The following is a 505-nucleotide window of genomic DNA, read 5'->3' as shown; positions in this document are numbered from 1 at the left end:
GTGGTCTGCTGTGATATTCCGGATTAACATGGTGGAAACACATCCCTCAGAACGCAAAGCGTCTGCCGCAGCAAATCTGGCGGCGTATCCTCTGAAACCACGATTCTAGCTGGACCGCATTGAATTTCCAGATGATGAGCAGAGTGCTTTTTTGCCGGCTTTGCCGGTTTCAAAGGAACAAACTGAACTGTGTCTTGCGGAACTGGTACAACCGGCTCTGCAGGAGCTGGCAAAGTGGCGGTTTCCTGTTGCTCTTTCTGTGTAATTAGCTCACGCCGGATCTGCCTCTGCCAGTAGTAGAACTGATCTATATTCATGTCTTCGCGGCGACAGAAGGCCATGGCAGATAAGCCGCTGGCATGTTGTGCCAGAATGATTTTCTTCCATTTCTGGATTAAATGCTGATGCTTGACCTGCTGGACTGTTGACAATGCAAATCCCTCCCATATTGGAAAAACTGAATTCCCCATTCGGGAAATTTTGAGTTTTTTGTACTGGAAATTTT

General features: G+C 47.5%; 1 protein-coding gene. It reads right to left on the bottom strand.

Annotation, left to right across the window (positions count from 1 at the left end; translation table 11 throughout):
• Window positions 1-23: 23 nt before the first annotated feature.
• Window positions 24-505, bottom strand: a 482-nt coding sequence (tnpA, locus tag ACE419_RS11660; protein WP_435722084.1) for an IS66 family insertion sequence element accessory protein TnpA, incomplete at its 5' end; no start/stop codon positions are given.

It is taken from the genome of Mitsuokella apri (assembly GCF_047974105.1).
Classification (GTDB): domain Bacteria; phylum Bacillota; class Negativicutes; order Selenomonadales; family Selenomonadaceae; genus Mitsuokella.
This window is presented reverse-complemented; position numbering and strand designations above follow the sequence as displayed.